The 23,824-nt window shown below is 36.5% G+C and carries 20 protein-coding genes; 16 read left to right on the top strand and 4 right to left on the bottom strand.

Annotated elements, in window-relative coordinates; genetic code table 11:
- The first annotated feature begins 461 nt into the window (after positions 1-461).
- The 15 genes from dnaA (at position 462) to C7K43_RS10440 (ending at position 18,720) form a co-directional block, all read left to right on the top strand.
- Entirely contained in the window at positions 462-1,796 is a 1,335-nt protein-coding gene (dnaA, locus tag C7K43_RS10510) for a chromosomal replication initiator protein DnaA (RefSeq protein WP_124006809.1), read from the top strand.
- Positions 1,797-1,953: 157 nt separating this feature from the next.
- Entirely contained in the window at positions 1,954-3,084 is a 1,131-nt protein-coding gene (gene dnaN, locus C7K43_RS10505; protein WP_124006808.1) for a DNA polymerase III subunit beta, read from the top strand.
- Between the two features lie 195 nt (positions 3,085-3,279).
- Positions 3,280-3,519, top strand: a complete 240-nt coding sequence (gene yaaA / locus C7K43_RS10500) for a S4 domain-containing protein YaaA (RefSeq protein ID WP_124006807.1) — start codon at positions 3,280-3,282, stop codon at positions 3,517-3,519.
- On the top strand, positions 3,506-4,627 hold the full coding sequence (recF, locus tag C7K43_RS10495; RefSeq protein WP_124006806.1) for a DNA replication/repair protein RecF: 1,122 nt from the start codon (positions 3,506-3,508) through the stop codon (positions 4,625-4,627). The genes yaaA and recF overlap by 14 nt, the downstream gene beginning before the upstream one ends.
- On the top strand, positions 4,628-6,577 hold the full coding sequence (gene gyrB / locus C7K43_RS10490; protein ID WP_124006805.1) for a DNA topoisomerase (ATP-hydrolyzing) subunit B: 1,950 nt from the start codon (positions 4,628-4,630) through the stop codon (positions 6,575-6,577).
- Between the two features lie 17 nt (positions 6,578-6,594).
- Entirely contained in the window at positions 6,595-9,066 is a 2,472-nt protein-coding gene (gene gyrA / locus C7K43_RS10485) for a DNA gyrase subunit A (RefSeq protein WP_371859805.1), read from the top strand.
- A 225-nt stretch (positions 9,067-9,291) separates the two neighbouring features.
- Entirely contained in the window at positions 9,292-9,591 is a 300-nt protein-coding gene (rpsF, locus tag C7K43_RS10480; RefSeq protein WP_124006803.1) for a 30S ribosomal protein S6, read from the top strand.
- A gap of 41 nt (positions 9,592-9,632) precedes the next feature.
- Positions 9,633-10,136, top strand: a complete 504-nt coding sequence (gene ssb / locus C7K43_RS10475; protein WP_124006802.1) for a single-stranded DNA-binding protein — start codon at positions 9,633-9,635, stop codon at positions 10,134-10,136.
- Between the two features lie 23 nt (positions 10,137-10,159).
- Positions 10,160-10,399: a 30S ribosomal protein S18 gene (gene rpsR, locus C7K43_RS10470; RefSeq protein ID WP_124006801.1), complete on the top strand. Its 240-nt coding sequence runs from the start codon at positions 10,160-10,162 to the stop codon at positions 10,397-10,399.
- A gap of 191 nt (positions 10,400-10,590) precedes the next feature.
- Positions 10,591-12,045 carry a GGDEF domain-containing protein gene (locus C7K43_RS10465; RefSeq protein ID WP_124006800.1) on the top strand — a complete coding sequence of 485 codons (1,455 nt, stop codon included), beginning with the start codon at positions 10,591-10,593 and terminating at the stop codon, positions 12,043-12,045.
- 9 nt (positions 12,046-12,054) lie between these two features.
- Positions 12,055-12,507: a 50S ribosomal protein L9 gene (gene rplI, locus C7K43_RS10460; protein ID WP_124006799.1), complete on the top strand. Its 453-nt coding sequence runs from the start codon at positions 12,055-12,057 to the stop codon at positions 12,505-12,507.
- Positions 12,508-12,603: 96 nt separating this feature from the next.
- The gene (dnaB, locus tag C7K43_RS10455) at positions 12,604-13,971 is read left to right on the top strand and encodes a replicative DNA helicase (RefSeq protein ID WP_124006798.1); all 1,368 of its coding nucleotides are present in this window, start codon (positions 12,604-12,606) and stop codon (positions 13,969-13,971) included.
- A gap of 143 nt (positions 13,972-14,114) precedes the next feature.
- Positions 14,115-16,037, top strand: a complete 1,923-nt coding sequence (locus C7K43_RS10450; protein WP_124006797.1) for a fructose-1,6-bisphosphatase — start codon at positions 14,115-14,117, stop codon at positions 16,035-16,037.
- A gap of 226 nt (positions 16,038-16,263) precedes the next feature.
- Positions 16,264-17,556: an adenylosuccinate synthase gene (locus tag C7K43_RS10445; protein WP_124006796.1), complete on the top strand. Its 1,293-nt coding sequence runs from the start codon at positions 16,264-16,266 to the stop codon at positions 17,554-17,556.
- 297 nt (positions 17,557-17,853) lie between these two features.
- Positions 17,854-18,720, top strand: coding sequence for a DegV family protein (locus C7K43_RS10440; RefSeq protein ID WP_124006795.1), 867 nt, complete (start codon positions 17,854-17,856; stop codon positions 18,718-18,720).
- Positions 18,721-18,775: 55 nt separating this feature from the next.
- Here the strand turns inward: C7K43_RS10440 and C7K43_RS10435 are convergent, their stop codons facing one another.
- Both C7K43_RS10435 and C7K43_RS10430 read right to left on the bottom strand, forming a co-directional pair.
- On the bottom strand, positions 18,776-20,398 hold the full coding sequence (locus tag C7K43_RS10435; protein ID WP_124006794.1) for an ABC-F family ATP-binding cassette domain-containing protein: 1,623 nt from the start codon (positions 20,396-20,398) through the stop codon (positions 18,776-18,778).
- A 337-nt stretch (positions 20,399-20,735) separates the two neighbouring features.
- On the bottom strand, positions 20,736-20,930 hold the full coding sequence (locus C7K43_RS10430) for a hypothetical protein (RefSeq protein ID WP_124006793.1): 195 nt from the start codon (positions 20,928-20,930) through the stop codon (positions 20,736-20,738).
- A gap of 118 nt (positions 20,931-21,048) precedes the next feature.
- On the opposite strand from C7K43_RS10430, the gene C7K43_RS10425 reads away from it, so the two are divergent.
- A complete protein-coding gene (locus tag C7K43_RS10425) occupies positions 21,049-21,687 on the top strand; it encodes a pentapeptide repeat-containing protein (protein ID WP_124006792.1) in 639 nt (212 codons plus the stop codon).
- 37 nt (positions 21,688-21,724) lie between these two features.
- On the opposite strand, the gene C7K43_RS10420 is transcribed toward C7K43_RS10425, so the two are convergent.
- A complete protein-coding gene (locus C7K43_RS10420) occupies positions 21,725-22,972 on the bottom strand; it encodes a glutamate-5-semialdehyde dehydrogenase (protein ID WP_124006791.1) in 1,248 nt (415 codons plus the stop codon).
- On the bottom strand, positions 22,969-23,775 hold the full coding sequence (gene proB / locus C7K43_RS10415; protein ID WP_124006790.1) for a glutamate 5-kinase: 807 nt from the start codon (positions 23,773-23,775) through the stop codon (positions 22,969-22,971). Before proB ends, C7K43_RS10420 begins: the two co-directional genes overlap by 4 nt.
- Positions 23,776-23,824: the final 49 nt, after the last annotated feature.

Here is a 23,824-nt window from a genome sequence, read left to right as displayed (position 1 = left end):
TTGTCAATAAAAAATGGAAATCTTTCCTATCAGTCTCCTCAATTTTTGTGAGAGTTATCCACACAATTTTGTTTAAAAGCTTGCGAAAAAATTATAGGAGGACTTTTCCACAGGATAGGTTTTCCCACTTTATTCCCCGATTTATACACAACTAAACAGGTGTGAAAAAAGTTATGCACAGCTGCGAACTTCTCTGTGGATATGTCCTTCAATCCTTATATACAACAACCTTTCTATTACTATATATTTGTGGAAAAACTTTTAAAAACAATCTTATCCACACAAATAACCTGGTTGTGGACAATCGCTTTTACACTTTGAGGATTTTTATTTTTTATTTGTTGTGTATTCTGTGGAAAAAGAAATTTTCTCCTGCTTTTTTATTCCTATCTGTGGAAAACTTTTAAAATCCATGATAAATTAAGACTATCTCTATTAATTTATTTACAGGAGGATTTGCTATGCCATCTCTAGAAACGATATGGAAAGAACTTCAAGAAAGTTATAGAAAAGAGATGAATCCAGTTAGCTATAACACCTGGATTGAACCTGCAAAGCCTATTTCATTTTACGATAATCAATTGATCATCGAAGTTCCGACGACCGTTCAAAAAAATTATTGGGAAAAGAATTTGGCAGGAAAAATTCTTGAAACTTTCTTTATGATGAGCGGAGAAGAAATTCTTCCTACTTTCGTAACCCCGGACGAAGCAGAAAGCTACAAACAAACGGAGACTAAAAAAGAAGAAAGCACAACAAAAACGCCAGAGCATAGAACCATGCTTAATTCAAAGTATACTTTTGATACATTCGTGATCGGGAAAGGAAATCAAATGGCCCACGCTGCAGCTTTAGTGGTGGCAGAAGATCCGGGCTCCATTTATAACCCGCTCTTTTTTTATGGCGGCGTAGGTCTAGGAAAAACTCACTTGACACAAGCAATCGGACACCAAATGTTAGTCACTCATCCTAATGCTAAGATCAAATATGTCTCAAGTGAGAATTTTACGAACGACTTTATTAATTCCATCCAAAAAAATAAAATGGAGGAATTTCGTAATGAATACCGCACAGTAGACTTATTACTTGTTGATGATATCCAATTTTTAGTCAATAAAGAAGGAACACAAGAAGAGTTCTTTAATACATTTGAAGAACTCTACCGAAATAATAAACAAATTGTTTTGACTAGCGATCGTTTACCTAATGAAATTCCGACATTACCCCAACGTCTTGTTTCCCGCTTTGCCTGGGGACTATCGGTTGATATCACGCCACCGGATCTAGAAACCCGTACAGCAATTTTACGAAAAAAAGCTGAAGCAGAAAATTTAGAAATTCCGGATGACACCTTAAGTTATATTGCTGGACAAATTGATTCCAATATTCGCGAGCTAGAAGGTGCTTTGGTACGAGTTCAAGCCTATGCTGCCATCCAAAGTTCCGATATTACTACCAGCCTGGCTGCTGAAGCTTTAAAAGCACTTAAGGTTGGGACAAATTTAAGTCAGCTTACCGTTGAACAAATTCAAGAAGAAGTTTCCGATTACTACCACTTACACGTTAGTGATCTTAAAGGGAAAAAAAGAACCAAGGGGATCGTGGTTCCACGCCAAATTGCGATGTATTTATGTCGGGAATTGACTGACTATTCATTACCTAAAGTTGGCGCAGAGTTTGGTGGAAAAGATCATACTACAGTTATTCATGCTTACGAAAAAATCCATCAGCTAATCAAAGAAGATCAAACGATCCAAAATGAAGTCACAGAAATAAAAAATCATTTAATGGAATGATGTGAATAAATGTGGATAAAAATAAAAAGATATACACAGCTTTTCCACAGGTATAAAACTTAGTACAATTACTATTTCCTGAAGTTATCCACAATATACACTGCTCTACTACTACCACGATTTTTTTATTAATTTAATATATAAAGGAGTGTCGATCATGAAAGTAACATTAAATCGAACAAGCTTTACCCAACAATTACAAACGGTACAACGTGCCATTTCGTCAAAAACAACTATGCCCATTTTAACGGGGGTTAAAATTGATTTAACTAAAAATGGATTAACTTTAACCGGAAGTAATGCTGATATTTCAATTGAATCTTTTTTAAGTTCTGAAGATGAAAAAGCACAAATGTCCGTTGAAAGTAGCGGAAGTATTGTTTTGCAAGCCCGTTTTTTCAGTGAAATTATTCGTCGTTTACCCGAAGATCATGTGACTTTAGAAGTTCTTGAAAATAACCAAGTAGAAATCACGTCGGGTAAAGCCAACTTTTTAGTGAATGGTTTAGATCCGGAAAGTTATCCACATTTACCAACGGTAGATCGTCAAAAAGAAATTCAATTACCTGTTGATATGTTAAATAAATTGATTAATGAGACGGTCTTTTCTGTCTCACAACATGAAAGTCGTCCTATTTTAACGGGCGTTCATTTTATGTTGAAAAACCAACGTTTATTGGCGGTAGCAACGGATTCACATCGACTTAGTCAACGGATTATTCCATTGGAAAGTGATAATGACCAATTTGATATTGTTATTCCCGGAAAAAGCTTGACCGAGTTATCACGTTCTTTGACTGATGAAGAAGATACAGTACAAATTAGCATCATGGAAAACCAAGTGCTATTTGAAACCAAAAATATGAAATTTTATTCTCGTCTACTTGAAGGCAAGTATCCAGACACAGACCGCTTGATTCCTAGTTTTTTTAATACCGAAATTGAATTTGCTGTTCCGGCTCTGCTAGCAGCTATTGAACGGGCTTCTTTACTGTCTCACGAAAGTCGCAACAATATTGTTCGTTTAAATATTAGTGAAGATAGCGTCGTTTTACATGGAAACTCACCTGAAGTGGGTAAGGTAGAAGAAGATTTAAAATACGAAAAAGTTTCAGGGGATCCATTGGAAATTTCTTTTAACCCTGACTATATGAAAGATGCATTGCGTGCTTTTGGAGACACAACGATACGAATTTCCTTTATTTCAGCTGTTCGGCCGTTTACTTTAGAACCGACAGAAGGACAAGGCGATTTTCTACAACTAATTACACCTGTTCGTACCAATTAAATAAAATTCAATAAAAACACAATATTAATTATGAAGGGCTTAGATTTAACTCTGAGCTCTTCTTTTTATTTTGGTTAAAAATTGCCTAAATATATTAAAACTTCTGAGAACGAAAAATAGAGGGATTTATTTGTTTTATTTGAAAAAAAAGGGTATAATAAGAAGTACATGCCGAAAAGAAAATCGAGGGATAAAATGAAAGAAACCATCTTTTTGAAAACAGAATATATGACGCTTGCTCAATTGTTAAAAGAACTCGACGTCATTTCAAGCGGTGGACAAGCAAAATGGTATTTACAAGAAAATACTGTGTTTGTAAATGGTGAAATTGAAAACCGCAGAGGACGAAAACTTTATGCAGGGACAATGATTGAAATACCTGAAATGGGTACTTTTTTTATGGCAGAAAAGGGCAAAGAAGATGCGTCTGAATAATCTACATATCAAAAATTTTCGCAATTATGATGAATTATCGCTAGATTTTCATAAAAACGTTGTTATTTTTATGGGTGAAAACGCGCAAGGAAAAACCAATCTACTTGAAAGTATTTATGCTTTAGCTTTAACACGTAGTCACCGAACTAATAATGAACAAGAGCTTATTCAGTGGGAAAAAGAACAAGCCTTTATTAAAGGAAACGTACAAAAAGAGTATACGAAAGTTCCACTTGAATTGTTTTTGACTAAAAAAGGTCGAAAAACCAAAGTTAATCATATGGAACAAAAGAAACTTTCTAGTTATATTGGTCAACTAAATGTGATTTTATTTGCACCAGAAGACCTTTCCTTAGTCAAAGGCAGCCCACAGGGAAGAAGAAAATTTTTAGATATGGAAATCGGTCAAATTGACCCGGTTTATCTCTATGAATCAGCTCAGTATCAAAAAATTTTGAAGCAACGAAATCAGTATCTCAAACAACTTGCTGAGCATAAGCAAACGGACGAATTATATTTAGATATTTTATCGGAGCAATTGATTGATCATGGGAGTAAAGTACTTTTTGCTCGCCAACAATTCGTCAAGCAACTGGAATATTGGGCGAATCAATTACATCAAAAAATTAGCCAATCAAAGGAACACTTAACCATTATCTATCGTTCAAGTATCCCCGGCGATCATTGGGCTGATGAACAAACAGTTAAAGAAACGTATGCACAAGAAATAGAACAAGTAAAAGGCAAAGAGCGGTTGCGTCAGGTTACGTTAGCCGGACCGCACCGTGATGATATGTCCTTTTTAGTCAATGAAAAAGATGTCCAAACATTTGGTTCTCAAGGTCAGCAACGAACTACTGCTTTGAGCGTAAAATTGGCGGAAATTGACCTGATAAAAGAAGAAACGGGTGAGTATCCAGTATTGTTATTGGATGATGTGATGAGTGAATTAGATGATTCTAGACAATTACATTTATTAGAAACCATCGAAGGAAAAATTCAAACATTTTTGACAACAACCACATTAAAACAAGTAAAAGATAAAATGTCGGTTGAACCTGAAATTTTTTATATTAGACAAGGACAACTAGAAGGAGAAGATGTATAAGTGGCAGAAGAAAACAAGGATTTGCGTGAACAGGCAAAATTATACGACGCTAGCCAAATACAAGTCTTAGAAGGACTAGAAGCTGTAAGAAAAAGACCGGGTATGTACATTGGCTCTACCAGTTCGGAAGGTCTCCATCATTTGGTTTGGGAAATTGTCGACAATTCGATTGACGAGGCGCTTGCTGGATTTGCTACAGAAATTGAAGTGGCGGTCGAAAAAGATAATAGCATAACAGTCACTGATAACGGACGTGGTATTCCGGTAGATATCCAAAATAAAACCGGCAGACCTGCTGTTGAAACTGTGTTTACGATTTTGCATGCGGGCGGTAAATTTGGCGGTGGTGGCTACAAGGTTTCTGGTGGTCTACATGGTGTAGGTTCTTCAGTCGTTAATGCTTTATCAAAAAAATTAGAAGTAAAAGTCTTTAAAAATGGTAAAATCTACTATCAAGAATTTCATCGTGGAAAAATTGTAGGAGATTTACAAGTTATAGGTGAAACAGAACTCCATGGCACTGAAGTCCATTTTGAACCAGATCCAGAAATATTTGATGAAACAATTGAATTTAATTTTGACAAACTTGCAACTCGAATTCGCGAACTAGCTTTTTTGAATCGCGGTTTGTATATTTCCATTCAAGATAAGCGACCTGAAGAAAATGTAGATAAACAATATCATTATGAAGGCGGAATTAAAAGTTATGTTGAGCATTTAAACGCCAATAAAGATGTTTTGTTTCCTGAACCGATTTATTTAGAAGGAGAACAACAAGATATCAATGTCGAAGTATCGATTCAATATACCGATAGTTTCCATACGAATCTGATGACGTTTGCTAATAATATTCACACCTATGAAGGCGGGACTCATGAAGCTGGTTTTAAAACTGCGCTGACTCGAGTGATTAATGATTATGGACATAAGCAAAAATTAATGAAAGAAAATGATGATAATCTTTCAGGAGAAGACGTTCGTGAAGGTTTAACAGCAGTAGTGTCGATTAAACACCCAGATCCCCAATTTGAAGGGCAAACGAAAACGAAATTAGGCAACTCTGAAGTACGGACTGTTACTGACCGTTTATTTTCCGAACACTTTGCTAAATTTTTGATGGAAAACCCGTCTGTTGGACGCCGCATTGTAGAAAAAGGAATGTTGGCTTCAAAAGCTAGACAAGCTGCCAAACGAGCACGTGAAGTGACTCGACGCAAAGGAGCGCTTGAAATCAGCAATTTGCCGGGGAAATTAGCAGATTGTTCGAGCCGCGATCCAGAGAAAAGTGAATTATTTATTGTCGAAGGGGATTCAGCTGGAGGTTCCGCTAAGCAAGGACGGAGCCGAGAATTCCAGGCAATTTTACCTATACGTGGGAAAATATTGAATGTCGAAAAAGCAAGTATGGATAAAATTTTGGCTAATGATGAAATTCGCTCGCTATTTACTGCGATGGGAACTGGTTTTGGTGAAGAATTTGATGTGGCTAAAGCCCGTTATCATAAATTAGTCATCATGACCGATGCCGATGTCGATGGCGCCCATATTCGGACACTCCTATTAACTTTATTTTATCGTTATATGCGGCCTGTTGTGGAAGCAGGTTACGTTTATATTGCTCAGCCACCATTGTATGGGGTTAAACAAGGTAAAAATATTACTTATGTGCAACCAGGAAACAACGCAGAAGAAGAATTACAAGAGGTGATTGCTTCACTTCCACAAAGTCCCAAACCTTCTGTACAACGTTATAAAGGTTTAGGAGAAATGGATGAGCATCAATTATGGCAAACGACAATGGATCCAGAAAATCGCTTAATGTTGCGTGTAAGCATAGAAGATGCGATTGAAGCAGACCAAGTCTTTGAAATGTTGATGGGCGATCATGTAGAGCCTAGACGGGCTTTTATTGAAGAAAATGCTCATTATGTTCAAAATCTTGATATTTAAATCGCAAAGGAGGAAAAATTTTGAGAGATCAAGAAAATCATATTCATGACATCAATTTATCAAGTGAAATGCGTGGATCCTTTATCGACTATGCGATGAGCGTCATTGTAGCCAGAGCTTTGCCTGATGTTCGTGATGGCTTGAAGCCAGTCCATCGGCGAATTTTATATGGTATGAGCGAATTAGGCGTAACACCAGATAAACCACACAAAAAATCTGCTCGTATCGTCGGGGACGTAATGGGTAAATATCATCCTCACGGCGATAGTGCGATTTATGAATCTATGGTAAGAATGGCTCAAACTTTTAGTTATCGTTATATGCTGGTAGATGGCCATGGGAACTTTGGTTCTGTCGACGGTGATGGGGCAGCAGCGATGCGTTATACCGAAGCACGCATGAGCCGTCTATCCGTTGAAATGTTACGTGATTTAAATAAAGATACCGTTGATTTTATTGGTAACTACGATGATACCGAGAAAGAACCCGAGGTATTACCTGCCCGTTTCCCTAACTTACTGGTTAATGGAACGACCGGAATTGCCGTTGGTATGGCAACCAATATTCCGCCACATAACCTAAGTGAAGTTGTTGCAGCGATTGATCGTTTAATTGAAAACCCTGAGGTAACAACCAACGAATTGATGGAAGTATTACCTGGCCCAGATTTTCCGACAGGCGGATTGGTCATGGGAAAATCGGGAATTAGACGTGCTTATGAAACAGGTAAAGGTTCGATTACTGTTCGTGGGAAAGTAGAAGTTACCGAGATGGCGAATGGTAAGGAACGGATCTTAGTTACAGAACTTCCTTATATGGTCAATAAAGCCAAATTAATTGAACGAATTTCTGAACTTCACCGCGACAAACGAATTGAAGGAATTACCGATTTACGTGATGAATCCTCTCGTGAAGGCATGCGAATCGTCGTTGATATAAGACGCGACGTAAGTGCTTCGGTTGTTTTAAATAATTTATATAAAATGACTGCTTTGCAATCTTCTTTTGGTTTTAATATGCTAGCCATCGAAAAAGGCGTACCTAAGATTCTTAATTTAAAACGAATCTTGGAAGATTATTTAGAGCACCAAAAAAATGTGATTACACGACGGGCTAGTTTTGAGAAACAAAAAGCTGAAGCCCGTGCTCATATTTTAGAAGGATTAAGGATTGCTTTAGACCACATTGATGAAATTATTGCCATTATTCGTGGTTCTGAAACTGATGGACAAGCAAAAGAAACCATGATGGAACAATTCAAATTGTCTGATCGCCAAGCGCAAGCAATCTTAGATATGCGTTTGCGCCGCTTAACTGGTTTAGAAAGAGATAAGATTGAAAGTGAATATCAAGATTTGTTAAAACAAATTGAAGATCTAGCGGACATTTTAGCTCGACCAGAACGAGTGATTGAAATCATTCAAACTGAATTACATGAAATTGAACAGCGTTTTGGTGATAAACGTCGTACAGAATTACTGGTTGGGGAAGTTTTAAGTTTAGAAGACGAAGACTTAATCGAAGAAGAAGAAATTGTGGTTACCTTAACCAATAATGGCTATATTAAAAGAGCGGCCAACAGCGAGTTTCGAACGCAAAATCGTGGCGGGCGAGGCGTACAAGGTATGGGGATCCATGATCAGGATTTTGTTACAACATTAGTATCTTGTTCTACCCATGATAATCTGTTGTTTTTCACTAATGCTGGGAAAGTTTATAAGGCAAAAGGTTACGAAGTACCAGAATATGGGCGTACGGCTAAAGGTATTCCTGTTATTAATTTCTTAGGAATCGATTCAAATGAACGAATCCAAACAGTTATAGCTTTATCCAATGAAACCAAAGAACGAAAATATCTTTTCTTCACTACTAAATTTGGTGTAGTAAAACGCACGTCGGTAGAGGCCTTTAAGAATATTCGTAGCAATGGTTTGATTGCTATCGGATTAAAAGAACAAGATGAATTAGTCAATGTTTTAAGTACTTATGGCGATGACGTGATGATTATAGGTACCCATAATGGGTATTCTGTTACTTTTAAAGAAGAAGCGGTCCGCGACATGGGACGAACAGCCAGCGGTGTACGGGGAATCCGACTACGGCCAGAAGATTATGTAATTGGCGCTTCGGTTATCAGAGAAGATGACGAAGTCTTAGTCATTACCGAAAAAGGTTATGGTAAACGTACCGCAGGAGTTCAATACCCAGTAAAAGGCCGTGGTGGTAAAGGGATTAAAACGGCTAATATCACTGAAAAGAATGGGCCTCTAGCAGGTTTAACGACTGTTTCTGGTAATGAAGATATCATGTTAATTACCGATAAAGGAGTCATTATTCGCTTCCATGTGGATGATATCTCGCAAACAGGACGTGCTACTCTAGGCGTTCGTTTGATGAAAATGGAAGAAGACTCAAGAGTTGTCACTATGGCAACGGTGGACGCTGAAGAGCTGGAGAAAGTAGAAGAAGAACCTACAACAGAAGAATAGATGTTTAAATTTATAAGTAAAAATCAACAAAAGTTTAAAAATAAAAAAACTTTTGTTGATTTTTTGCGTACTTACTTATGTACAACTAATTCTAAACAATCAAGGCGAAATATCTTGCGTATCAAGACAAATGGGTGTATAATTTCACTTCGTGAGTAGTCTTAACCGACAACTCTCTCTGCTCCTGAGAAAAGGAGCCAAAGTCCATAGGGAGGTGAAAAATCAATGGAAAATACGAAGTATGAAATTTTGTACATCATTCGTCCTGACATTGATGAAGAAGCAAAAACAACTTTAGTAGACCGTTTCGATGCTGTCATTACTGATAATGGTGCCGAAGTGATCGAATCTAAAGATTGGGAAAAACGTCGTTTTGCGTATGAAATGAACGGATACCGCGAAGGCATCTATCACATCGTTAACGTTTCTTCTCCATCAAATGCAGATGCGGTTAATGAATTTAACCGTCTTGCAAGAATCAACAATGATATCATTCGTCATATGATTGTGAAAGAAGAAGACTAACGCGTTTCACATGAAACAACAACGATGAGGAGATGGTAAATTTGATTAACAACGTTGTACTAGTAGGAAGATTGACAAAAGACCCTGATTTACGTTATACCGCTAATGGAGTAGGAGTTGCAACTTTTACTTTAGCTGTGAATCGTACATTTACGAATCAAAACGGCGAAAGAGAAGCAGATTTTATTAACTGCGTTATCTGGAGAAAAGCAGCGGAAAATCTCGCAAATTTGGGACGTAAAGGTGCACTAATCGGCGCTACTGGAAGAATTCAAACTAGAAATTATGAAAATCAACAAGGTCAACGTGTTTTTATAACCGAAGTTGTAGCAGATAATTTCCAACTGTTGGAACCTCGTTCTGTTAGTGAACAACGTCGTTCTTCTGACAATGATAATTCCGGTGGCAATCAATCGAACTTTGGGAACAGCCAGAATCAAAGACAAACATCTCAAACTTCTGAAACACCTAATTTCGATCGTGATAACTCCGATCCTTTCGGTGGTTCATCGATTGACATTTCAGATGATGACTTACCATTCTAACAAATTGATAGGAGGGAAATAGAATGGCTCAACAAAGAAGAGGCGGGCGCAGACGTCGTAAAGTAGACTATCTTGCAGCAAATCACATTGAACATGTAGATTATAAAGATGTTGAATTATTAAAAAGATTTATTTCAGAACGTGGCAAAATCTTACCTCGTCGTGTGACAGGTACAGGTGCAAGAAATCAACGCAAGTTGACAATTGCTATTAAACGCGCACGTATTATGGGATTACTACCTTTTTCAAATGAAGAAATGTAAAAAGCCTATCCGAATGACAATTTTGTCATTCGGATTTTTTATCGACAGCCTTGCTTTGTAAATCGCATAAACAAATAGTTTATGATAGAATGAAAAATGAGTAGATAGGATCATTAAAAGATTTTTTTTGGAAAAGTTAAGCAATTGTTCAATTTTACTAGTTGAATTTGAAATTATAAGGAGCCTTGGCTATGACTGTGATCGGCATTATCTCTTTGGATAATTATGACGATATCATTGATAAAATGGATGATAAAAATATTTCTTTACTAAATACGCTAGTCACGACAATGATTTCTGACTGGGCGAATGAGTATGGCATTTTTTATAAACGGGTAAATACTGATCGTTATTTCTTTGTTGCTAGTGAAGATGAATTAAACCAAATCAAAGAAAAAAAATTTGATATTTTACAACGTTTAAAAGATTCAAATATTAATAGTGAATTTATACTGACAATGAGTATGGGGATTGCATACGGTCATAGCTCGATGGAAAAAATCGGGGAAATTGCCCAAAATAATCTGGATATGGCTTTAGCTAGAGGCGGCGATCAAGTTGTCATAAAAGATGTTAGTTCTAAAGCAAAGCCACAGTTTTTTGGAGGGCAAACAGAAGGAACCATTCATCGTACGCGAACACGTTCACGGGCAATGAGTGCTTCATTAAAAAAGATCTTTTCTGAAAATAAAAAAATATTTGTTATGGGACATCGTTACCCCGATATGGATGCTATAGGTAGTGCATTTGGTGTGGCTACTTTGGCTCAATTCAATCAAAAAGAATGCTATGTGATCATTGAACCAGAAGAGGTAACAGAAGATACCCAGCGTTGTTTAGAAGAAATAAATAGACATCCAGAAGTGGCTAACCTGGTTATTTCTAGTAAAGAAGCTTTGAAACTTATCGATGATAATAGTGTTTTGGTCATGGTTGATTATAATCGTCCCGCGCTTTCAATCTCAAAAGAGGCGTATGATGCGTTTGATAAAATCATGATTATTGATCATCATCGTCGTGGGGATGAGTTTCCTAAGCGACCATTGCTTACTTATATCGAACCTGCTGCTTCTTCTGCCAGTGAATTAGTAGCTGAATTGATCCAATTTCAATCGAATAAAAGAAAAAAGGTGTCAAAATTTATTGCTGGATTATTGTTATCCGGAATTTATGTTGATACGAAAAGTTTTTTTACTCGGACGACAGCGCAAACTTTTCATGTGGCAAGTTATTTAAAAAATCATGGTGCCGATCTTTCATTAGTGCGCTATTTGTTGAGTTCAGACTTAAACTCGTATTTACAAATGAGTGAATTAGTGTCACGCAGCGAGTATGTAACCAAAGATATCGTTGTGGCGGTAGCTTCTGAAAATGAGACCTACGATAATGTCACAGCGTCTAAGGCAGCAGATACACTGCTATCAATGAACGATATCGAAGCGGCTTTTGTGATTACCAATCAGCTTGAACATGAAACTTCTATTAACGCCCGTAGTTCGGGTGGTATCAATGTTCAACGCGTGATGGAAAAATTAGGTGGCGGCGGTCACTTTAGCAATGCTGCAACTCAGATCAAAGGAAAGCCGATCGAAGAAGTGCGGAAAATGCTAATTAAAGAATTAAAACAATTAGATGACAAGGAGTGAAGGATAAAGATGAAAGTCATTTTTTTACAAGATGTGAAAGGTAAAGGAAAAAAAGGAGACGTCAAAGACGTTCCGAACGGCTATGCGCAAAACTATCTATTTAAAAATAAACTAGCTAAAGAAGCTAATCATGGCAATGTAGCTGCCATGCGGGGTAAGAAACAAGCGCAAGAAAAAGAAGAGGCTGAAAACTTACAAGAAGCGCAAAAGGTAAAAGATTATTTAGAAGATGAAAAAACAATCGTAGAAATCAAAGCTAAAGCCGGCGAAGATGGACGACTTTTTGGCTCAGTGCCTTCCAAACAAATTGCGCAAGGGTTGAGTAAACAATATGATATCAAAGTAGATAAGCGGAAAATTGAATTGAAAGAACCTATTCGTTCAATGGGATTTACTGACGTTCCAGTTAAATTACATCCTGAAGTGACAGCTAATATCAAGGTACATGTAGTAGAAGAATAAAAGTGTGGGCAGGTCTGAAGCGATCGGATCTGCCTTGCGTTTTCACAAAAAATTGTTAAGATATGATTGAACGTAGGTTATTTAGGAGAAAAAAATATGAACGAAGTTTGGCAAGATCGTATTCCACCACAAGATATAGAAGCAGAACAAGCTGTATTAGGTGCAATTTTTCTTGATTCGGATGCGATCATCGAAGCGATGGAACTGCTGGAGCCGAATAATTTTTATCGTAGAAGCCATCAGATTATTTTCCAATGTATGATCCAGCTCAATGATCGTAATGAAGCAATCGATTTGATTACTTTAAAAGCTGAAATTGAAAAAATGAATTCTCTAGAAGATGTTGGCGGCATTAGTTATTTAACCGAATTAAGTCAAGTTTCGCCTACATCATCAAGTGTATCCTATTATGCAAAGATCGTTGATGATAAAGCAACGTTACGCCAATTAATTCAAGCAGCGAATCGAATTGTGACCACAGGTTTTGAACAAAATGAAAATGTACAGGAAATTGTAGAAGATGCTGAGAAAAGCATCTTAGAAGTTTCTGAAAAAAGAAACAGTAGTGGGTTTCAATCGATTGCAGATGTATTGAATCAAACAATTGAAAATATTGATCAATTGGCTCAAAATAATGAAGAAATCACGGGTCTTCCAACAGGCTATAAAGCGTTGGATAAAATGACGGCCGGTTTACAAAAAGATGAACTGTTGATTATTGCAGCGCGGCCGGCCGTAGGGAAAACGGCTTTTGCTTTGAATATTGCTCAAAATGTGGGAACAAAGACAGATAATACTGTGGCTATTTTTAGTTTAGAAATGGGGGCTGAATCATTAGTCAGCCGGATGCTTTGTGCCGAAGGTTCCATTGATGCTAGTCATTTGCGTACCGGACAATTAACTGATGAAGAATGGCGCAATTTGATTGTGGCGATGGGTAGTTTATCCAAAGCAAGCATTTTTATTGATGATACACCTGGGATTAAAGTATCAGAAATTCGCGCCCGTTGTCGTAAATTAGCGCAGGAAAAAGGAAATCTCGGTTTGATTTTAATTGACTACCTGCAATTAATCGAAGGTACCGGAAGAGAAAGTCGGCAACAAGAAGTATCAGAGATCTCCCGTCAATTGAAAAAATTAGCAAAAGAACTGAATGTTCCTGTCTTGGCTCTTTCGCAATTATCACGTAGTGTTGAACAAAGACAAGATAAACGTCCAGTTTTAAGTGATATTCGTGAGTCTGGATCAATTGAGCAAGATGCCGATATTGTAGCTTTTTTATATCGTGATGACTATTATCAACGAGAAAATGATGAAGATGACGAAGAAGAAACAGGCGAAGATAATGTCATTGAAGTTATTATCGAAAAAAATCGGAGTGGTGCTCGTGGCACCGTTGAGTTATTATTTATAAAAGAATATAATAAGTTCTCTTCTCTTTCACCACGGACAGCATTTGAGTAATTATCCGACTATACCAATTTGAATAAATTAAAAAAAATAGTTGCAAACTTTTTTTATTTAAAAAGCTTGCAACTATTTTTTAAAACTTGTATTGTATTTATATACAACAATACCAATTTTTATTTTTGAGGGAGCGTATATAAATGCCAGAGGAAAATTATTACAGATTACTAAAAGAAACTTTTGGAAATAAAGAAAATGTAGTAACGGAACTCATCAATTTGGAAGCGATTTTACATTTACCTAAAGGAACAGAACACTTTATTAGCGATGTACATGGTGAATACGAGGCATTTGATCATGTTTTACGTAATGGTTCTGGCAGTGTTAAAGAGAAAATAGCTGAATGTTTCAATGAAAAAGATGTAGATATCGATGATTTGGCAGCTTTAATTTATTATCCAGAAGAAAAAATTCAATTAGAAAAAGACAGCAGAACGCCAGCAGAATTGAAAAAGTGGTACGTGCAAAAGATCCAATTATTAATTACAGTTGTCAATTATGCTAGTCGTAAATATACCCGATCGAAAGTTCATAAAGCGTTACCTTCTCGCTTTAGCTATATTATTGAAGAATTATTGACAGAAAAACAACAAGAAACGGATAAACAAGCCTATATCCAAGCAATTATTGATAATGTGATTCAGTTAAATCAAGCAGCGCCTTTAATTAGCGCTTTATGTTATGTGATACAGCGCTTTGTCGTAGACCATTTACATGTGGTCGGTGATATTTATGACCGCGGTCCGGCCCCTGATTTGATTATGGAACGTTTAATTCACTATCACTCTGTGGATATTCAATGGGGAAACCATGATATCATTTGGCTGGCTAGTATGGCAGGTTCGCCGCTTGCCCTTATTAATGTTTTACGTATTTGTGCTAGATACGGCAATTTAGCAATTATTGAAGATCGTTATGGTATCAACTTGCGGCCTTTAGTAGAATATGCATACAAATATTATCCAAAGTTGGACAAGTTTTCTCCTAAATTAGATGACGAAACCAATTTTTCTGCTGCTGAAAAGGATAGTTTAAATAAGATACAGCAAGCAACTGCCATACTACAATTTAAATTAGAGGGACAGCTCATCAAACGACGTCCTGAATTTCTCATGAATGAACGAAACATGCTGGACTTGATTGATTATACTAAAGAAACTATTGAGCTTAATGGCAAAACATATTCATTGGCCGATTTCACTGCACCCACCATTGATCCCGCTAACCCTTGTGCTTTGACTTACGAAGAAGAGCAACTACTAGAAAAATTATTACGTTCATTTCAGACTTCTGAACCACTGAAGCGTCATATGGATTTTCTAATGGAAAGAGGGAGTATGTATTTATGTTATAACGGGAATTTATTACTTCATGGCTGCATCCCCCTCCATCAAAATGGTGATTTCAAATCATTACGTGTAGGGCAGACACATTACTCTGGCAAAAGTCTATTAGATTTCTTTGAAGAACAAATTCGTTATAGTTATAATCATCCTGATATTTCTGCTGATTTTGCGACTGATTTGCTGTGGTATTTATGGACAGGTGAATGTTCCTCCCTATTTGGAAAAAAAGTTATGGCAACTTTTGAACGGTATTATGTTGAAGATAAACAAACGCACCATGAAGAAAAAAATGCTTATTACCGTTTAAGGAACCAAGAGGCGATTTGCCAAGAAATTCTAAAAGATTTTAACTTGCCTTTAACTGGTCATATTGTTAATGGGCATACTCCAGTCAAAGCGAATAAAGGTGAAAATCCAATCAAAGCCAATGGGAGGATGTTGGTGATTGATGGAGGATTTGCTAAAAGTTACCAAAAAGAAACCGGCTTAGCCGGTTATACATTATTATCCAATAGTTATGGATTACAACTAGTGGCTCATCAGCCATTTTCTTCAGTAAAAGAGTCCATCGAACAACGGAATGATATTTTATCAACGAAACGATTGGTAGAACGAGTTGAAAGTCGTACCACAGTCTCTGAAACTAATATTGGAAAGAAATTGAACCAAGAAAAAAAGGCACTAGAAACGCTATACGAAAACTATGATTTTTACTAAATCTCGCTATTTTTCGCCTTTTAAATAGTATTTTAACTATTTATTTAATAATGTTCGTGTTTTGACTAATGTTAAAAAAATTTAAAGTTAAACATTCGATTTTTCATTGTAATGAAGTATATAAGTTGGTACAATAATGCGGGAGTGAGGAAAAGTAATCCGCAAATCGGATCATTGCTGCTTACTTTTTGTTTATTTAAATAGATCAAAAGAAAGAGGTATCCATATGTCATCAGTGGTAATTGTAGGAACACAATGGGGCGATGAAGGAAAGGGAAAAATTACTGATTTTTTAAGTGAAAATGCGGAGGTAATTGCACGTTATCAAGGCGGTGATAATGCAGGTCACACCATTAAATTTGATGATGTAACATATAAATTGCATTTGATCCCTTCGGGCATTTTTTATAAAGAAAAAATTAGCGTTATTGGAAATGGCGTGGTCGTAAACCCTAAATCTCTTGTAGAAGAATTAAATTATTTAAAAGAACATGGAGTCTCCACGGAAAACTTACGAATTTCTGATCGTGCTCATGTGATTTTACCGTATCATATCAAATTAGACCAATTGCAAGAAGATGCTAAAGGCGCTGATAAAATCGGGACCACAATTAAAGGCATCGGACCGGCTTATATGGATAAAGCAGCACGTGTAGGTATTCGTATCGCCGATTTGTTGGATAAGGATATTTTTAGCGAACGTTTAAAAGTTAATTTGGCAGATAAAAATAGACAATTTGAAAGAATGTATGACGACCAAGCGCTTGCATTTGAAGATATTTTTGAAGAGTTTTATGAGTATGGTCAACAAATCAAACAATATGTTGCAGATACTTCTGTGATTTTAAATGACGCTTTGGACCGTGGGAAACGTGTTTTATTTGAGGGAGCACAAGGTGTTATGCTGGATATTGACCAAGGTACTTATCCTTTTGTTACTTCTTCGAATCCAGTTGCTGGTGGTGTCACCATTGGTAGTGGCGTAGGACCTTCTAAAATCGATAAAGTTGTAGGTGTATGCAAAGCTTATACTTCACGGGTAGGTGATGGTCCATTTCCTACAGAATTATTTGATGAGGTAGGCGACCAAATTAGAGAAGTAGGCCGTGAATATGGCACGACGACGGGCCGACCACGTCGTGTTGGTTGGTTTGATTCAGTGGTAATGCGTCATTCGCGTCGTGTTTCAGGTATCACTAATTTAGCGCTAAACTGTATTGATGTGTTAAGCGGACTAGACACTGTGAAAATTTGTACCGCTTATGAGTTAGATGGAAAATTGATTTATCATTATCCAGCTAGCCTAAAAGAATTAAATCGCTGTAAACCAGTATATGAAGAATTACCTGGGTGGTCAGAAGATGTCACAAATTGTAAAACATTGGAAGAACTACCAGAAAATGCGCGGAACTACCTTCGCCGAATTTCAGAACTTGTTGGCGTAAGAATTTCAACTTTTTCGGTAGGTCCAGATCGTAATCAAACAAATATTTTAGAAAGTGTTTGGTCGCAAATTTAACAGCAAATTATTAAAAGGGACCATAAAGTGAGCCCTTTGGAAAGTAAAATATCTCAATTGTAGATAGACCGCTCTTGCACTCCAGCAGATCCTTGTCGCAAATCCATGACATTAGCGACTCTTATCAAATGATAGGCTCTTCTTATAGTAGACAGTAGAAAAAATAAAAATTTCTAGTCTACTATGAGGAGGGCTTTTACTATTGATCTGGCTCCTTTTCTTGTGAGCATAAAAAATTTAAGTTATTTCAAATTTTAAGGTATAATGAAAGAAAGTCAACTTCAAAGGAGCGAGAATATGTTTCAAATCGTCACAGATGCTTGCTGTGATTTACCAGCAGATTTGCTAGATAAATACAAAGTTGCTTACATTCCTATGTTTGTTGAGTTGGATGGTGAAGAATATACTGACGATTTAGGAAAAACTTTTGATAATTCATGGTTTTTAGAACAATTAAAGGAAAACAAACAGCCAACGACATCACAAATCAATGTAGGTAGATACATGTCGTTTTTAAGGTCCTATGCTAAAAAGAATATCCCCGTTTTATATATTGCTTTTTCTTCGGGCTTGAGCGGCTCCTATGAAAGTTCTTTGACAGCCATTGAACAATTGAAAGAGGAATATCCTGATTTTACTGTTACTAGTTTTGATACAAAGACTGCCAGTTTAGGCCAAGGTATGCTAGTAATGGAAGCAGTCCGCTTACAAAAAGCAGGAAAAACCTTAGAAGAAACAGTTCAATGGTTAACTAAATATAAAATGTGTTTGCACTCTTGGTTTACTGTTGATGATTTAAAGCATTTAGTACATGGTGGGAGAATAACCAAAACGCAGGCAGCTATCGGTGGTTTATTAAATATTAAGCCCATCCTTAATGTAGATGAGAAAGGCCGTTTACAAAATGTTGATAAAGTTCATGGTCGTAAAAAAGCCTTGCAAAGATTAGTGAATGAAACAAGTACTAGAGCAGATTTGTCGATCGTTGACCACTTTTATATTGCTTATAGTGGCGATGAAGAAGCGTTGAATAAGGTTGTGCAACAATTAAACCAACGTCATCCTAAAACACCAATTACTTATTTTCCTTTAGGTCCTACCATTGCTAGTCATACTGGTTATGGCTGTATTGCTGTTTTTTCAATGGGAGAAAATAGATTATAGAAAAAGACCAGGTTATTCGAGACAAAACCGAATAACCTGATCTTTTTTATTAATTTTAAGCATATAGTTGAGTAAGACGTTCTTGTACTGCTTCATTTTCTAAAAATTCGTCATAAGTAGTATCCATACGATCAACGACTCCTTGATCAGATACCACGATCACTCGGTTAGCCAAAGTTTGTATAAATTCATGGTCATGGGAGGTAAATAGTAGTGCTCCGGCAAAATCCATCAACCCATTGTTCAATGCTGTGATTGACTCTAGATCCAAGTGGTTGGTAGGGTCGTCTAAAAGCAAAACGTTGGCTTTTGTTAACATAAGTTTTGACAACAAACAACGAACCTTTTCGCCACCAGAAAGCACATTGACCTTTTTATTCACTTCTTCACCAGAAAATAACATCCTACCTAAGAAACTACGTAAAAAAGTATTGTCATCTTCTTCTTTGGCAGCATACTGCCGCAACCATTCTAAAATGGACAAATGACTGTCAAACTCATTACTAGCGTCTTTAGGCATATAAGCTTGGCTAGTAGTGACGCCCCAACGTATAGAACCTGTGTCAGGCTCTGTTTGACCAGTAATGACGTTCAATAAAGTGGTAGTTGCAATATCATCTTTTGCAATAAAAGCAACTTTATCGTTTTTATTTAATGTAAAAGAAATATTGTCTAAAATTTTCTTGCCATCAATTGTGACACTGATATTTTCTACTTGTAATAAGTCATTACCAATCTCCCGCTCGGGTTTAAAGCTAATAAAAGGATAGCGGCGAGAAGACGGTTGAATATCATCTAAGGTAATTTTGTCCAACATTTTCTTGCGTGAAGTTGCTTGCTTTGATTTTGAAGCATTGGCGCTAAAACGCGCAATAAATTCCTGCAATTCTTTAATTTGTTCTTCTTTTTTTGCATTGGATTGTTGCTGTAATTTAGTTGCCAATTGACTGGATTCTAACCAAAAATCATAGTTTCCTACATATAATTTGATTTTTCCATAATCTAAATCTGCCATATGAGTACACACTTTGTTTAAAAAGTGGCGGTCATGGGATACAACGATAACGGTATTTTCAAAATTAATCAAAAATTCTTCTAACCAGTTAATTGACGGAATATCTAAACCATTCGTCGGTTCATCAAGTAATAACACGTCAGGTTTGCCAAATAATGCTTGAGCTAGTAACACTTTTACTTTTTGGCCTTCTGTTAGTTCATTCATTTGAACTTGATGAAGTTCCTCAGGAATATTTAGCCCTTGCAAAAGAACAGCAGCTTCAGACTCAGCTTCCCAACCGTTTAATTCGGCAAATTCTGTTTCTAATTCTGCAGCGTGGATCCCATCCTCATCTGTAAAATCTTCTTTTGTATATAGCGCATCTTTTTCTTTCATTACATCATATAAACGTTTATGTCCCATAATGACTGTTTCAATGACTGGATATTGTTCATAATCAAAGTGATTTTGCTTTAATACGGTCATCCGTTCATCAGGGCCCATAGTAACGGTACCGGTCGATGGTTCAATTTCACCTGATAGCACTTTTAAAAATGTAGACTTTCCGGCGCCATTAGCCCCGATTAAGCCATAACAGTTTTCAGGTGTAAATTTTAAGTTAACATCATCAAAAAGTTTGCGACCAGAAAAATGCAAACTTACATTATTTACAGTAATCAATAAATTTCCTCACTTTTTTCGTATTGACCTTTTAAGGTCCTCTGACCATTATAGCGAGGAACCTACCGTGTTTCAAGTCTGCAAGATAGATACAGCTGTTTTTACTAGTAGTCTTAAAACCTTATTAATATAATTGTTTTAAACGGTTCATTAAAAATAAAATTTAGCGGGAAATGAGGGCGGCCTGGCTTATGAAGTTTGTAATGATTGAGCTGTATCATAATGTAAAAAAATAAGCTACATTTTTGAGAAAGAATGGAAGTTACTTAAACTTCTCCTGATTTTACACGCTAACTATAAAAAAAAGAACGAACAAGCTGCTTGTTCGTTCTTCCTATTATCTTCTAGGGCTTTTGTGTCTATTTGTTAACCAGTAAATGACTCCTCCAATGATTAATAACGGTATTCCAAATTTAAAGACGAGATATAAGATACCGGTTGCTAAGGATAAGAGGATTTTTAATGCTATACTAGCTAAAATCAGCCCGACTAAAATGATCAATATATTTAAGAAATTTGAGCGGTTTTTCATGTGGTGTCCCTCCTACTTTTCAATATTAAGAATAGCAAAATTTTTTACACTGCGCATCCGACTTAAGCAGTAAGTTCTGTTAGAATAATAGAATAGTTTAAAAAAGGAGAACCAACATATGAAAAAAGTAAATTCCAAAGTACCATTATCACCAAAACTTCCAACTTTAACAGCGGGAGATTTTTTTCTTGAAGATGAGTCCATTTTTTCTGGTTTAAAAATAAAAGATGGCGATCAGAGCTATTTGTCGGCTAAAAATATGGTTTTGCGAGAATCTGAGTTAAATCATCTTATTATGCAAAACACTCAATTAGAACGTTTTGAGTGTAGTAATGTCATTTTTGACCATTGTGATTTTTCTAATTTAGCTTGGATAGGCGCTAGTTTTCATCAAGTTATTTTTCGTCAATGTAAATTGATTGGAACCAATTTTGCTGAAAGTTATTTGCGTGACTGTACATTTGATGATTGCCTTACTAATTTCGCTTCGTTCAGCCATGCCAATTTAAAGACGGTTACATTTAGCAACTGTGCGTTAAATGAAGCGGAATTTAATGAAACACGCTGGAAAAATTTGGATATGCAAAGTAACCAACTGAGTCATTCGAATTGGTTTTTAACCGACATGGCCGGTCTTGATTTGACAACCAATTATTTTGATAGCATTGCTCTATCACAAGAAACTATCAAAGGATTGAAAGTAAATCAAGAACAGGCCATTACGATCGCACAAGGACTGGGGCTAATTATTGAATAAACTAAAGTATAAGATCAAAGCTTGTTTCACGTGAAACTTATTCCCTAATTTGACCATCGCCATAAATAATATATTTTGTGCTAGTTAATGCTTTTAATCCCATCGGCCCTCTAGCGTGTAATTTTTGGGTGGAGATACCAATCTCAGCTCCGAAGCCAAATACGAGACCATCGGTAAAGCGTGTGGAAGCATTGACGTAAACCGCAGCAGCATCGACTTCATTTAAGAACTTTTGCGCAGCAAAATAATTATCGGTTACGATTGCTTCTGAATGTTTTGTATTATAATGATTAATATGTGTAATGGCTTCGTCGATGGAATCAACTACTTTTATCGCTAGAATGTAATCTAGGAATTCTGTAGACCAATCTTCTTCTGTTGCTAATGTTGCGGAAGGAAGATATTCACTAGCACGTTCGTCAGCACGCAGTTCAATGCCTAGATCTATTAAGCTTTCTTCCATTGCGGGTAAGAAGAAAGCAGCCACTTCTTTATGGATCAAAAGTGTCTCACATGCATTACAAACTGAAGGACGTTGTGCTTTGGCATTGGCCACGATATCAGTAGCCATATCAAGTTGTCCGTCTTTATCAACATAAATATGGTTATTGCCAGTTCCTGTTTCAATCACTGGAACTTTCGCATTTTCTTTGACGTGCTTGATTAAACCAGCGCCGCCTCTAGGAATCAAAACATCTAGAAAGTCAGTCATTTGCATCATTTCATTGGCCGTTTCATGAGCTGTGTCATCAATAAATTGAATCGCATGTGGAGAGAAATGATTTTTTTCTAAGGCTTCTTGTAAAATACTAACCAGCAATTGATTTGAATAAAAACTTTCTTTGCCTCCCCGTAAAATAACGGCATTACCAGATTTAAAGCATAAGCTGGCTGCATCCGTTGTTACATTTGGACGAGATTCATAAATGATACCAATGACGCCGATAGGGACTCGTTTTTGGCCAATCGTCAAGCCATCTTCATTTTTCCACATATGTTCGATGGTACCGATTGGGTCATCCAATTGGGCTACGTGACGTATACCGTCTGCCATCTCTTTGATACGATCTTTTGTTAGTCGTAGGCGATCCTTCATTACTTCTTTTATTTCATTTTCATCTGCCTGCTCGAGGTCCATTTGATTGGCTTGTAAAATTTCTTCCGTGTTTTCTTCGATTGCTGCGGCCATATATTCTAAAAATCGGTTTTTTTGTTTTGTATCTAACAAACCTAATTGAGTAGCTGCTTTTTTTGCTTGTTTTCCTAATAATTGTAAATCTGTCAAGATGATTCCCCCTTAAACAACGTGCCAATATCTGCGCCATTTAAAATATCAAAAATAACTTTAGGACGTTTTCCATTTGCTAACACCATACTACCCTCTACATCTAACACACGTTTGGCCGCTTTGAGTTTACTGACCATACCACCTGTACCAAATTGATTGTTGCTGGCACCAGCTTGTTTCATTAAGTTATCATCAATTTTGGTAACTCGTCGGTGAAGTTTCGCTTGTGTATTTTTCAAAGGATTATCAGAATAAAAACCGTCAATATCTGAAAGCATAATTAATAATTCAGCATGCGTTAATTCACTAACAATAGTTGAAAGCCGGTCATTATCACCAAATCTTGTTAAATGATCCAATTCATCAACTGCTACTGTATCGTTTTCGTTAATAATAGGGATGATTCCCATGCTTAGTAACTCTTCTAGGGTATTTATTACATTGTTGCGACTTTCTGGATATTCTACAATATCTCTGGTTAAAAGCACTTGGGCAATTTGCTGGCTGTATACTTGAAAACGCTGATTGTAAATATCCATTAGTTCAGCTTGACCAACCGCTGCCACAGCTTGTTGCTTTGGAATGGAAACAGGTCGCTGATTTAATTGTAATTGGTTTAATCCTACGCCAATTGCTCCTGAGGAAACTAGAATAATTTCTTTTCCACGATTTTTCAAATCGCTTAGGACAAAAGCTAATTCATCAATACTGCCTAAATTTATATTCCCATTTGGATAAATCAAAGTGGTCGTACCAACTTTTACTACGATGCGTTTTGGGTCTTTGTTTTCCTTACACATAATCTTCTCCATTTTTCCTTCGTTATTATCTATTGTACTAACAAATAAG

Source organism: Tetragenococcus koreensis (assembly GCF_003795145.1).
Classification (GTDB): Bacteria; Bacillota; Bacilli; order Lactobacillales; family Enterococcaceae; genus Tetragenococcus; species Tetragenococcus koreensis.
Note: the sequence above shows the minus strand (reverse complement) of the source record. Positions and strands in the feature narration are given on the sequence as shown.